The organism is Siphonobacter sp. SORGH_AS_1065, from assembly GCF_030818595.1.
Taxonomy (GTDB): Bacteria; Bacteroidota; Bacteroidia; order Cytophagales; family Spirosomataceae; genus Siphonobacter.
On record NZ_JAUTAM010000007.1, the window covers coordinates 211,922 to 225,098 of the forward strand.

At 47.8% G+C, this 13,177-nt stretch carries 9 protein-coding genes; 8 read left to right on the forward strand and 1 reads right to left on the reverse strand.

Translation table 11 applies throughout. The features are described from left to right. Positions 1-18 precede the first annotated feature (18 nt). Entirely contained in the window at positions 19-615 is a 597-nt protein-coding gene (locus tag QE390_RS22575) for an HD domain-containing protein (protein WP_307143999.1), read from the forward strand. On the opposite strand, the gene QE390_RS22580 is transcribed toward QE390_RS22575, so the two are convergent. Further along, the gene (locus QE390_RS22580) at positions 581-3,709 is read right to left on the reverse strand and encodes a cyclic nucleotide-binding domain-containing protein (protein WP_307144000.1); all 3,129 of its coding nucleotides are present in this window, start codon (positions 3,707-3,709) and stop codon (positions 581-583) included. The two genes, QE390_RS22575 and QE390_RS22580, sit on opposite strands and share 35 nt — an antisense overlap. 205 nt (positions 3,710-3,914) lie before the next feature. On the opposite strand from QE390_RS22580, the gene QE390_RS22585 reads away from it, so the two are divergent. The 7 genes from QE390_RS22585 to QE390_RS22615 all read left to right on the forward strand — a co-directional run. Further along, positions 3,915-4,877 (forward strand): hypothetical protein, encoded by a 963-nt coding sequence (locus QE390_RS22585; protein WP_307144001.1) that lies wholly within the window; start codon positions 3,915-3,917, stop codon positions 4,875-4,877. 39 nt (positions 4,878-4,916) lie between these two features. Further along, entirely contained in the window at positions 4,917-5,102 is a 186-nt protein-coding gene (locus QE390_RS22590) for an OmpA family protein (protein WP_307144002.1), read from the forward strand. Between the two features lie 199 nt (positions 5,103-5,301). Continuing rightward, a complete protein-coding gene (locus QE390_RS22595; RefSeq protein ID WP_307144003.1) occupies positions 5,302-7,425 on the forward strand; it encodes a PQQ-binding-like beta-propeller repeat protein in 2,124 nt (707 codons plus the stop codon). Between the two features lie 141 nt (positions 7,426-7,566). Next, positions 7,567-8,787 (forward strand): hypothetical protein, encoded by a 1,221-nt coding sequence (locus tag QE390_RS22600; protein ID WP_307144004.1) that lies wholly within the window; start codon positions 7,567-7,569, stop codon positions 8,785-8,787. A gap of 24 nt (positions 8,788-8,811) precedes the next feature. After that, positions 8,812-10,437 (forward strand): hypothetical protein, encoded by a 1,626-nt coding sequence (locus tag QE390_RS22605; RefSeq protein WP_307144005.1) that lies wholly within the window; start codon positions 8,812-8,814, stop codon positions 10,435-10,437. 128 nt (positions 10,438-10,565) lie between these two features. Next, positions 10,566-12,305, forward strand: a complete 1,740-nt coding sequence (locus QE390_RS22610; protein ID WP_307144006.1) for an FAD/NAD(P)-binding protein — start codon at positions 10,566-10,568, stop codon at positions 12,303-12,305. Between the two features lie 196 nt (positions 12,306-12,501). Next, on the forward strand, positions 12,502-13,177 hold a 676-nt coding region (locus QE390_RS22615; RefSeq protein ID WP_307144007.1), incomplete at its 3' end, for an SGNH/GDSL hydrolase family protein.

Consider the following 13,177-nt stretch of genomic DNA (forward strand, 5'->3'; position numbering starts at 1 on the left):
TTTTAACCTCTTTCAACGATGAATGTTACGCAAGCAGAACGCTTTATTCTTGGGTTATTAGCCCAGCAGTTACCCCAACATTTGTTTTACCATGGTCTTCATCACACCCTGGACGTGGTAAATGCTGCTAACTGGCTGGCTAAGGAAGAAGGCATTAAGGATGAGGAAGCGTTGGAGTTATTGAAAACAGCGGCTCTTTTTCACGATTGCGGCTTTATGTATACCTATCTCAATCATGAAGAAGCGGGCTGCGAAGTGGCGGAACAATGCCTACCTACGTTTGGCTACTCACCCGAACAGATCGCAAAAATCTGCGGGATGATTCGGGCTACGAAGGTTCCTCAGCAACCGCAAAATCATCTGGAAGAAATTCTGTGTGATGCTGACCTGGACTACCTCGGTCGGCCAGGTTTTGAAAGTATCTCGGAAACCCTGCATCAGGAATTGCTCGCCTGGCATTTCATGAAACCCGAAGACAACTGGACACAAAAGCAAATCGATTTTTTACAGGAACACCATTACTGGACCCAGACGGCTCTTGCCCAGCGGCAACCCGCCAAGCAAGAGCAACTTCATTTGCTTATTCAGCAGCAATCGACTTCGACTGAGCCGTAACTACTTCATTCTGATGGCGAATTCGCTGACATAATACCCGCATGACATTGCGTAATACTTCGCCGCGTTCTTCCATTAAGTCGTAGAAATCTTCCTGATCGATTCGGAATAACGTGGCGGCAGTCTGGGCAACAACCGTCGCCGAACGAGGTTCGGCATCGAGTAAGGCCAGCTCCCCGAAAATGTCTCCACGGCCCATTTCAGCCAGTAAGGTATCTTCGTCGTAAATCTCTACTTCCCCCGAAAGAATCACAAACATGCTATCACCCAGGTCGCCTTTGCGGATGATGGCATCGCCCGCCGCGACGTGCACCTGCTTCATGATGGGAATAATGCTGGCCAGTACGTTTTCAGCCGTACTCGCAAACAGAGGCGTATTTTTCAAAATCTGCACCAACTCCAGTGACGAATGCGAAGACGAAGCATGAGTATGCATAAAGGGTGTATTTTTTTCAATCGAAGTAAGCGTTAAGTGGGCACTTTCAGCCAGAATGGATACCGGATGATTGACATAAGCCGTTACCATTTGAGGTTCGCCTACCCAGGAATTCCAGCGACGCAGGGCTACACTAACGGTCCATTCCGTAAAAACTGACGTTCCTTCTTTCAGAATAAAGGCCACTGAGTCGGCCATAGACTCCGAGTAAACGGAAGTTTTCGCTTCCAACTGGCTTCTGAATAAGGTATAAACGGGCCGGGGCACCAGGTTTTCCAGCATTTCCAGGGCATTGGCACTCCGTTCCTGCGAAGCATGATTCAAGCCACTCTGTACCTGAGTAATGATTTCAGGGTCATACAACCGACCTAAAATTCGCAGGATTCGCTTCAAAACCCGATCCGTTTCATAACCCATTGCCGTTCGCCATTCGGGATCCATCGCGGCGTATTGTCCCGCCTGAATTCGTTCGGCTAAGCGTAAATCATCGGTTAATAGTATTTCAAATAACTCTCGCTGGTTATCTGAAACCGGGAAGTGTCTCAGGGCATACAAGGCCGTTTCCCGCAGAGCCCGGTCGGGATGTTGAGCCATCGTCACCAGTAATTGCTCACTTTGCGGCGTTTGGATACTGCCCAATAACTGAGCCATCAACCGTTGCTGCTCCGGGGTAACTTTCGCCAGCGACTGTAGCGAAGTTAAGGTTACTTCACCCTGTTCCCGCAGGCTTCGCAATGCAGCCCGTCCGTACTGACGATGGGCTAATAACGCCAGCAAATGTTGGGTTAATACCTGACTAGGCAAAGAACCCGCCGCCCGAATGGCAGCCTTCACCGTCTCCGAATCGTCTGCTTTCAGGCTCTTTTCAACGAAAGCATCATACTCCTTCAGAGCTAAAGTCTCTATCAATTCTAAAGCCAATGGTTGTGTAGCGGGAACATTCATCCACTGCTCTAATTGCTGACGAGCCGCCCCATCCTTAGGATCTACTTCCAGTCGTCCGCGAAGGGTTCCCTTTTGAATTTCCAGATCCTGAATGTTCAGTAATTCCGCAATAGAGCTAGCCTGTCGAGCCTTCAACTGAGCCGCTTTTTCCCGAATTTGCGGATGCGGATCATTCAATAAATTTTCTAGAGGCCGGTCTTTCGACGCTGATTGTTTTGCCCATAACTCCAGCACGTGCAAACGAACGCTGGCATCCGAATGACGTAATAGAGGAAGTGCTTTTTCGTCAAATTGGGCGGGTTGGTTCTCATTAAACCAATCCAGAGCTTTTACCACGCGGGGAGCCAAAGGACTTGATAAATCCTGTTCGGCTGCCAGAGCAATTTCGCCGGGTAAGGCTACTTCTTCGCCGGGTAAAAACCGTCGCGATAAAGCTTCTCCCAGGGTCTGCAAATAGAATCGATACGCCCGTAAAACGAACAAAATCATCAGCACTGGAAAAACCAGCCAGCCCCAAACGGCTGTTGCTTCGGGTATGGCTAATACTCGACTCAAAAACAGGAACAAGCCAGCCAGTCCCAGGCCCAACGGTTCATAGAGTCCTTTTGCCAGCGTATGCCCCATTAGTCGCTGATGAGGCGTGAGGGGCTGAAATAACACTAGAAAAACGGCATCAAACAAAGACCGACGAATCACCTCGATGGTTAGGTACAACAAACAGGCTCCGATTAGAAAGGTCGTTTCTTCGTGGGAAACCGTGCGGGCAATGGCTAACCCCAACAAGCCCAGCAGAGCGGCCATTGGCAATAGTAATAACGAATTTTTAATTCCCAGACGATCCAGAGCGCGGCGGGAAATTAGCAATTTGACCAGCATTGCCAGCACATAAGTACCCGCTAACCAGAAACTTACGTACGCGATCAATTCCGATTCATCATGGAAGCGGTGTTTGACATCCATGAAGAAATTGTATTCAACTTTGGTAGCAAAGCAAGCCACCAGCAGAATACTCAGACACATGAAAAACACCAGCTCGCTACCTCCAAAAAGCTGCTGGATGAAGCGGGGCTGGGGCCGGCGGCGAGCCGAATGGCGTTCTTTGGTGCGAATGGCATGCGAACGCAAGGTTAATTGTAAAGTGGCCAGTGCTCCTAAGAAAGCCGCCAGCGAAACACCCAGTAACGAAAGCAAATCGGCATGGGCGTGTACCAAAGCTGCCAGGACAGCCCCCAAAGCTTTAGCGGGCATATCGCCGGAGCTAATAATGCTGAACAAACGCTTGCCCTGCCGGGTATCAAAAACGAGAGCCGAAACTCCCCAGAATTCCAGACTGGTCAGCAGGTAAATAATCCGGTAGCCAATCATGATTCCGATTGCTGCCAGTACGGAATGGCCGAGCCAGACGACCAGCATAACCAGCACGGTCATTACGGCTACCACTGCCAGCACCCGAACGGCCACTTTGCTTAAGCCCAGGTGATGTTCATAGTGAGCATAGACTTTGCCAACCAGAATCATTCCAATGGCCGAAGCGATGTAAGCCAGGGGCAGATTGGCTTCGGGATCGTTCTCAAGAAGAATGGCATTGGCTGCTACGTATAGTTGAATCGTACCAATTCCAAGTAAAAAATGGTGGAGAAAAAACAGCCAGACGGTACGGGTTTCTTCAGGATGAATTCCTAAATAACGTCGGACGCCATCGTTAGTAGGCATTGTAAAGCGTTTTATTAATCGTTTTAAAGGTTAAGTATAGCTCTTTTTCCTGAGCTGAGCACGTTGAAAAATAAATCTTGTTTTTCGCAGAATCCCCAAAGCATGACGTAATTGCCCCGAATTAGGAAGTTAATCCCTTCAAAATCTTAGGATTCACCTCCCTTTTTTATGGTTTTCAACGTACGAACTCAATTGTGATTATCATATGATCAAAACCTGGATTGTCCTCAGTCTGACCTGGGCTGGTATTACTTGTTTTCAGGAAACTCCTTTTCCCAAAGCCGAAATTTCCAATGGCCTCATCAAAGCCAGTCTTTATCTGCCCGATGCCGAAAAGGGGTATTACCGGGCTCAGCGATTTGACTGGTCGGGGGTTATTGGCAAACTTGAATACAAAGGTCACTCTTTTTTCGGTCCCTGGCGAGAAACGCACGATCCCTTAAGTAATGATGGCATCAGCGGCCCCGTAGAAGAATTTATGCCCATCGGTTACGCGGAAGCCCGACCCGGTGAAACCTTTCTGAAAATAGGGGTTGGTACGCTGAAGAAAACCAGTAACCAACCCTATCATTTCTGGGAACCGTTTGAACACGTGAATAAAGGAATCTGGAAAAGTGAAGTAAAAAAAGACCGGGCGATTTACACGCACACGTTTACGGATGCTTCGGGGTATGCCTACGTATACGAGAAAACGCTTCGTCTCTTACCCGACCAACCCATCCTGGTATTGGAACATCGCCTGAAAAACACCGGAACCCGAACACTTCTTACGCAGGCCTACGACCATAATTTTTTTGTATTCGATCAGCATGAAACCGGGCCCTCCTATCGGGTTACGTTTCCTTTTGAATTAACCACCGATGGTCCCACCGAAGGTCTGGGCAACATCGCAGCAATCAAGGGCAACCAATGGACTTATAAACAACCCGTCCCGCCTAAAGTCAGTACGCAGGCTTTTCTAAAAGGCTTTGGTAACTCGGCAAAAGACTATAACATCCGGGTTGAAAATGACCAGATAGGCGTACAGATCAAAGGCGATCAACCTATTACTAAAATCGTTTACTGGTCCCAGAAAAATACGCTTTGTCCAGAACCCTATATCCAGATCAAAGCAGAGCCCGGCCAGGAATTTAGCTGGAAAATTGAGTATGAGTTCTTTGTTAAATGAGCCTGAATGAGTCTTTAAATCTCCGTTACCAACCACATTTTGACCGTTTATAATCGGCAAAACCTTGATTTGTCCACATGTCGGGCCGAAGCATTGAAACAGACGCTAACTAAAAACTTTGGCATTGATGCCGCTCGTCTGGAAAGCGATGGGAAAGGGAAATCAGAACCTGTAGATACCCATGACACGGCCATCGGCAAGGCTAGTCCGCGTGGAATTTATTAAGTGTAGATCATTCAGTGAACGGAGGTGGCCTGGAGTAAACATCCCAAGCCACCTCCGTTTTTTAGTTTAAAGCGAAGCAAGAGGCCTTTTAGAAATTTATTTCATTCTACACTCATCCGCTTTTTTAATCAAAAAGCTAGGTTCAGACGTTATTACTTTATCCAACCTTCGCTCGGTCAGATTGCTGACTTCGCCGCCTATGCTGAGATTTGTCCTGCTCTTATTTGGCCTTTTGTGCCTTCTTAGTAACTGCCATCAGTCCTCAGAAACCGAAACTACCGAATGGCCCTTTTACGGAGGAAATGCTGCCGGCAACCGCTATTCGGAGTTAAGAGAAATCAATGTACAAAACGTTTCTTCGCTAAAAGTAGCCTGGACCTACCACGCCGCAAAGGGCGAAAATCCCTTTGAAATGCAGTGTCAGCCCATTATGGTCAATGGTATTTTATATGGCACGACTCCCCTGCTCAAGTTATTTGCCCTAAAAGCGGACACGGGGGAGGAACTCTGGAAATTTGATCCTTTCGAAAATCAGATTCCTACTTTTCATCCCATCCGGGGCGTTACCTACTGGCCCGAAGGGAAACGCATTTTCTATACCGCAGGCTCCAGACTGTTTGCTCTCGAAGCCGAAACAGGAAAGCTCGTGGAGGAATTCGGAGAAAGGGGGTCCATTGATCTGCATGTGGGCGTAGGCGATCACCTCGACCATCATGTAGACGGTTTACCGGTGGATGCCACGAGTCCGGGTATCATCTACAAACATACCCTGGTGCTGGGTTCCCGCGTGGGTGAAGGAGGCGACGCCGCTCCCGGCTCCATTCGTGGCTTTGACGTGAGAACGGGAAAGCTGACCTGGATTTTTCATACCATTCCGCATCCGGGAGAGTTTGGCTACGATACCTGGCCCAAAGAGGCCTGGAAGTATTTTGGGGCAGCTAACAATTGGGGCGGTATGGTGCTGGATGAAAAACGGGGCGTAGTCTATCTGGGTACGGGTTCGGCTTCCAGCGATTTCTACGGTGGTGCTCGGGAAGGTCAAAATTTATTCTCTGATTGTATTCTGGCCTTAGATGCCGAAACCGGAAAACGAAAATGGCATTTCCAGACCATTCACCACGATTTATGGGATCGGGATATTCCCTGCCCCCCCAACCTGACCACAATTACGCATCAAGGGAAAAAACTGGAGGTTGTCACACAGACCACTAAAGACGGGCTGGTTTATGTATTAAATCGGGATACGGGTGAATCTCTTTTCCCGCTTGAAGAAAGAGCCGTTCCGACCGACGGTTTGCCCGGCGAGAAACCTTATCCCACCCAACTTTACCCCAGTAAACCCGCTCCGCTAACCCGTCAATTTTTAACGGAAGAGGACATTACCGACCGAACCCCGGAAGCCCGGGCCTTTGTGCTGAAGCGTTTTCGGGAAACGCGTTCGGGGAATAAGTTCATCCCGCCTAGTAAGGAAGGGACGCTGATGTATGGCATGGGCGGCGGAGCCGAATGGGGAGGCAGTGCCATCGACGAAAACGGTATTTTATACCAGAATGCCAACGAAATGATCTGGGATTTGGGGATGGAAGAGCGGAAAAAGCAGGTCCATCGACCGCCCTCAGCAGAAATTCTCTACCTGGATAACTGCTCCATTTGCCACGGTGGAGATAAAAAAGGCTCCGGCACGGAATATCCTAATCTAAGTGCCATCGCTTCCCGATTAACGAAACAGGATTTACTAAACATCATGAAAACCGGGCGGGGTCGAATGCCTTCTTTTCAGCACCTTCCCGACCAGACCCGTGAGGCCATTGCAGACTATTTACTGAACCTGAAAAGTAAAGTCAAACTCCCAGCCCAACCCGTTGCCAAAGCCCCAAAACCCGGTACGTTTCCCTACGAGCCGCCCTACGTTAATACGGGCTGGAAACGCTTCCTTGACCCTGACGGTTACCCGGCCATCAAGCCCCCCTGGGGCACGCTGAATGCCATCGATCTTAATACGGGAGAATACCTCTGGCGGGTACCGCTCGGCGAGTTTCCGGCATTAACTCAACGGGGAATGCCCGTAACGGGTACCGAAAGTTACGGTGGCCCTTTAGTTACAGCGGGGGGACTGGTCTTCATTGCTGCAACCAAGGACGAACGATTTCGGGCTTTTGATAAAAAAACGGGGAAAGTAGTCTGGGAATATCAGTTACCCGCCGGGGGTTTTGCCACTCCCATGACTTACCAAATGAAGGGGAAACAATACATCGTATTGGCCGTGGGAGGGTCGAAAAACGGACATAAGCCGGGCGGTTATTACCTGGCCTTTAGTCTTTAAGGTCTTTTTGCTCAACTGATTAAGCTTTAGAACTAACTTAACATACTATTATTTAACCACTAACTAAAATCTTGACAGTGGCAAAAATTAAACGGAATTAAAGCCTTAACTTGGCTATTCCATTCCTTCTAACGTTTTTCTATGTCAAGTCTCGCTTCAATCCCTGAAGCCAGGGAGTTTTCTCCGAGCCGTACGTCGGTTTTGCTCTCTATTCCCCTCTACGTTTACATCTGCGTGTTTGCGTCTCTCAATATTTTTGTGGGCGTACTCTGGGATATCTCCTGGCACATGACCATTGGCCGCGACGGGTTATTTTCAGCTCCCCACGTGCTGATGTATCTGGGCTCTGTCTTTGCCGGAACTTTTGCTGGTTACCAATGCTTAAAAACCTCGTTCTGGGGAACACCGCAGGAAAAAAGCAAATCCGTTCACTTCTGGGGCTTTTTTTATAGTTCGCTAGGGGGGCTTTTTTGCATTTGGGGAAGCATGGCGGCTATTACCTCCGCTCCTTTCGACGACTGGTGGCACGCCGCTTACGGTTTGGATGTTGAGATTTTTACGCCCCCCCATACGGTCTTGTTAATGGGACTAATCACCATTCAATTAGGTGCCATGTTTGTGGTCATGTCCATGCTCAATCGGGCAGAAGTTATTCCCGGATTTACGGCTGAACAAAATGAAAGTCGCACCCAGCGGCTACGCCTACTATTCATGATTTCAGCGGGCCTGCTTATCTCACTCGTCCATTTATTTACTTCAGAGTTTTTATCCAACTCCTCTGGTCATCGTTCCTTTTATTACCAGATTTCCGCTTTTGTTTTTCCTTTGTTGCTCTTCTCCACGGGCCGGGCATCGGGGCATCGCTGGGGGCGTACCATCATTAGCGGACTGTATATGTCTTTCATGCTGGTGACGAATTGGATCATGCAACAGTTCCATGCCGAACCCTTACTCGGTCCTATTCTCAATCCAGTTGACCATTTTCAGTTCTACGGTTTCCCTGTTTTGGTAATCGTTCCCTCTTTCGTTTGCGACTGGATTAGTCCACGTCTCAAGGGCCGGAATGACTGGATTCAGGCACTGGTTCTGGGGCTTCTTTTCTCGCTCGTTTATTTTGTGACGCAATGGTATGCCACGGAATTTCTGTTCACTTCGCCCTTGGCCCGCAATAAAATTTTTGGCAGTTATACCTGGTATTTCGGCAGCGATCCTAACTGGGAGTTCCGGTACGCATACCGTCCGCGATCCATCCAGAAAGTCTCTGATTTGATTAAAGGACTAGGCATTGCTCTTGTGGTCGCCCTAGCCACTACCCGACTGGCTCTGCTTTGGGGCAAATGGATGCAACGCGTGGTACGATAACCCTTACTCTCCGAAAGAACCAACATGAAATTTCTCAAGTATCTCTTTTTTTTCCTAAGTTTTCCAATCATTACCCATGCTCACGTAGGTAGCTCGGGCGTGGTTTATGAAGGTAAAGCGGGCAAGTATCCCGTACAGGTTTTTGTTCAGCCCCCCGACGTTATTCCGGGTACAGCTCAGGTGACGGTTATGGTGGGACAGGGTACGGTTGAAAGCATTCAACTCAAACCCATTTATTTTTCGGCAGGTGACGAAGGTTCTCCGCAGGCCGATCCCGCCTTGCCCGCTCCTGGTGAGCCAGGTCAGTTTCAGGGTTCGGTGTGGTTTATGGAAACGGGTTCGGCCAGCGTGCAGGTAACCATTAAGGGAAGTTTAGGTACGGGTACCGTCGTGATTCCAATGGTAGCCGTTTCTACCGCAACCCGGCAGATGCCTGAGATTACGGGCTGGGTTCTGGTAGGTTTAGGGGTCTTGTTAATCGGCTTATTAATTACCATTTTCGGGGCCAGCGTTAGTGATGGATTAATGAAACCGGGACAGGCTGACACGGCTCAAACCCGAAGAAAACGGGTAACCGGATCTATTGTAGGAGCTACGTTCTGTTTTGGGCTGATTTTCATCGGTAATAACTGGTGGAAAGACCGGGCGAATGAATATAAAGATTATCTCTATAAACCTTACCGGGCTACCTCCAGCGTTCACCAGAAAGAGGGTCAGTCCGTATTAACCCTTCAAATTGATTCAAATTCCGTTCAGCAACGATCCCTGAGTTACCTGGTGCCCGATCATGGAAAGCTGATGCACCTTTTTCTGGTTCGTCAGGGAACAATGGATGCCTTCGCACACCTCCATCCCAATCGACTGGATTCTCTAACATTCCAGGCTCCGCTGCCCGATTTACCTCCCGGCAAGTATCTGCTGTACGCGGATATGGTTCGCTACCACGGATTTTCGTACACAGTAACTGATACGCTGGAGATTCCTGTTTTACCCAAAACACAAACGAAAACGCTAAAATCAGACCCGGAAGATACCTTTGCCGTTACTTCGTCCATCACCAAAACGCAGCCTTTGCTAGGCGATCAGAACATTACGATTTGTGGAAAACCGGGCGTTAAAACCAAACTTCAGGATGGCTCGACCATTGTTTGGGAAGCTCAGCCCAATCAGACTTTTCAGTCCGGCAAAGTGTATTCCCTGAATTTTTCCGTCATCGATCCTAACGGTAAGTCAGCCGCCCTGCAACCCTACCTCGGTATGATGGGCCATGCGGCGGTATTTAAAAATGACGGTCAGGTATATATTCACTTGCATCCTACGGGAACATTCTCCAGTGCTTCTCAGCAGATTCTGGAAAACCGCATTACGGAAACCAGACGTCTGGCCACTAATCCTGCTCCTCCGAAGGTATTCCGCGACAGTGTCGATCAGGTCATTCAGATGCTGGCTCAGTTACCAGAAGCCGCCCGCGATCATCTCCTCATGCCCAACATGGACATGGCTTCGATGGGTGGAATGGAACACGGTCAGGAGAATAATCATCTTTCCATTCCCTACGCTTTTCCGCAAAGTGGTGACTACCGCATCTGGATTCAAGTGAAGCGGAATAATAAAGTACTAACGGGCGTTTTTGATGCTAGTGTAAAGTAAAACTGGACGTTTTTCCGTTACCCATTGACGAAGGTCTGGAAAGAGTGAAAACTCTTCTCAGACCTTTTTATTTTAACAACAAATCAGGAGTAATCTTGTTAATTCAGAGCTACTTACTAAAGCTCAAAATGAAGACAGAAAAAACTAATAAACGCATAGCTATTTTAGGGGGTGGCCCTAGTGGATTATTCGTATTCAAACGTTTGGTTGATTTAGAAAGAATAGATTTCACCATAGATATTTTTGAGTCGCAATATCAGTTAGGCGGAGGGATGCCTTACAGCAAACTCGGAGCCAATGTGGAACACATCAGTAATGTTTCGGACATTGAAGTACCCGATCTGGTAACATCCATTGGCGAATGGATTCAGACTATTTCAGACGATACTTTACGAACCTTTGCTATTGAACGGGAGGCTTTCAATGAATATAAAGTAGTCCCTCGTTTGCTGTTGGGACAATATCTTTCCGCTCAATTTGATTTATTACTCGATAAAGCCAAAGCCCTGGGACTTCCGACGACGCTTCACTTAAACACTACGGTGGTGGATGTGATTGATTACCCGGAAACGGGCGAAGTAGGCGTGAAGACCGAAGCAAATGATATTCTGTCTTTTGATCATGTCATCATTACCACTGGGCACCAATGGCCCATCAAACACGAAGGCTCTGTTCCCAACTATTACGATTCGCCTTATCCGCCGAAAAAGTTACAGTTCAAAGCGAACCATGCCGTAGCCATCAAGGGAGCTTCGTTAACGGCCATTGACGCCATCCGAACGCTTTCCCGACAAAATGGAAGTTTCCAGACGAATGAGGAAGGCAAACTTATCGGTTATCAGGTGAATGAAGATTCTCCTGATTTTAAAATCGTTATGCACTCACGTAACGGTCTGTTGCCGGCCATCCGTTTTCACCTCGAAGAGCCCAAGGTCAACGGCGATTCGTTAATGAGCGATCAGGAAGTTGAGCAAAATAAGGCTACTAATGATGGTTTTCTTTCGCTGGATTACGTGTTTGATTCCAATTTCAAAGCCAGTTTTATTGAAAAAGATCCGGCTTTTTATGACAAAATCAAAGACATGAATCTGGAGGAATTCGTGGAGACCATGATGAGCTACCGCGAAAAATGTGAGCCTTTTGAGTTATTTCTGGCGGAATACAAGGAAGCCGAACAATCCATTCAGGAACGAAAATCCATTCATTGGAAAGAGAAGCTGGCTGAACTGAGTTTCGCCATGAATTACCCAGCCAAATACTTTTCCGCCGAAGACATGATGCGGCTTCAGAAAGTATTGATGCCCCTGATTTCCATTGTCATTGCCGCCGTACCGCAAAGTTCCTGCGAAGAGTTACTCGTTTTACACGCCGCTGGCCGCCTCGAAATGGTAACAGTAGGTTCCGATGGCGAGGAAGAACCACAACCGCAGGGTGGGGCAAATTACACCTACACAGACGAAGCCGGTCAGGAACAATGTGTGTATTACCAGACCTTCGTTAACTGCGTCGGACAGCCCCATTTACCCTATGCCGCTTTCCCATTTAAAAGTTTGAAGGAAGCTCACGTGATTAGTCCGGCCCGGTTGAAATTTAAGTCAGCGGAAAAGGCTCTGGAAGCGATGGAGAAGGATAAAGAAAATATTTATAAAGCCTCCGACGGCGAGTATTACCTAAAGGTACACGGCATTACCATTAACGATTATTTTCAGGTAGTGGACGCTTACGGGGCCTATAACGAACGCATTAATATCATGGCCGTTCCGTACATCGGAGGCTATAATCCCGATTATTCAGGACTGGATTTCTGCGAAGAGGCTTCCTCCTGCGTCGTTGAAAGCATTTTTAAAAACCAGCAGGTAATCGCGTAAGGAATAGGCCGATTGTCTACTCATCAGGGGTGTATAAAGTCGTTACTAGTTTTCGAAAGACCTTTTCTCACGAAAAGGTCTTTTTTTATAATCTGGTTCGGCGTTAATAGCATTTGTGCTATATTATCTGTTTTCTTAGGGCTAAAATGGGTGTTCAGAATTCATTACCCGTCTTTACTAAAACCTCCATATTCCTATGAAAAGATTTCTAATTCTGTGTGTTCTCTTCATTACTTTACTAAGTGCGGCTCCCCGTAAGATTACCTGGCTGGCTCTGGGCGATTCCATTACGTATTTGAATGATCATCCCAACGAAACGGGCAATCGGATTACGAAGGGGTACCTAACTTTAATCAAAGAACGCTATCCCCAGGTTGAGTACATCAATCAAGGTCATAATGGCTGGACTGCCGTAAAAATCGCCGAAAGCATTGAATCGCTGGGGTTGGTCAAAGCAGATGTGTACACGGTTTTTCTGGGAACCAATGACTGGTGGCAGGGCAAGCGGGTAGGCTCCTTAACTGATTATCAACAAAGGACTGGAAATAGCACGATTTACGGCTCATTCCGAACCATTATCGATAAATTCCGCAGCCTGAATAAAAAGGCCCGCATCATTCTTATTACGCCCATGCAACGTGGAGATTTCGTGTATATCAATAATCCTTCGAATCACGCGTATGGATCGTACAAGCCCAAGATGGATCAAACGCTGGAACAGGTAGCGAATACCATCGTAGACATTGGTACCTCCGAAAAGTTTCCCGTGGTTGATTTGTACCACGATTCGGCCTTAGCTGTTGAAAATATGGTTCGTTTCAAACGGCTGAAAAATCCGCAGACCGGACAATATCAGGATTACACCTACCCGG

Excerpts from the sequence above, each read along its gene's own strand:
- QE390_RS22575 (WP_307143999.1), top strand. The coding sequence starts at position 19 with ATGAATGTTACGCAAGCAGAACGCTTTATTCTTGGGTTATTAGCCCAG.
- QE390_RS22580 (WP_307144000.1), bottom strand. The coding sequence starts at position 3,709 with ATGCCTACTAACGATGGCGTCCGACGTTATTTAGGAATTCATCCTGAA.
- QE390_RS22585 (WP_307144001.1), top strand. The coding sequence starts at position 3,915 with ATGATCAAAACCTGGATTGTCCTCAGTCTGACCTGGGCTGGTATTACT.
- QE390_RS22595 (WP_307144003.1), top strand. The coding sequence starts at position 5,302 with ATGCTGAGATTTGTCCTGCTCTTATTTGGCCTTTTGTGCCTTCTTAGT.
- QE390_RS22600 (WP_307144004.1), top strand. The coding sequence starts at position 7,567 with ATGTCAAGTCTCGCTTCAATCCCTGAAGCCAGGGAGTTTTCTCCGAGC.
- QE390_RS22605 (WP_307144005.1), top strand. The coding sequence starts at position 8,812 with ATGAAATTTCTCAAGTATCTCTTTTTTTTCCTAAGTTTTCCAATCATT.
- QE390_RS22610 (WP_307144006.1), top strand. The coding sequence starts at position 10,566 with ATGAAGACAGAAAAAACTAATAAACGCATAGCTATTTTAGGGGGTGGC.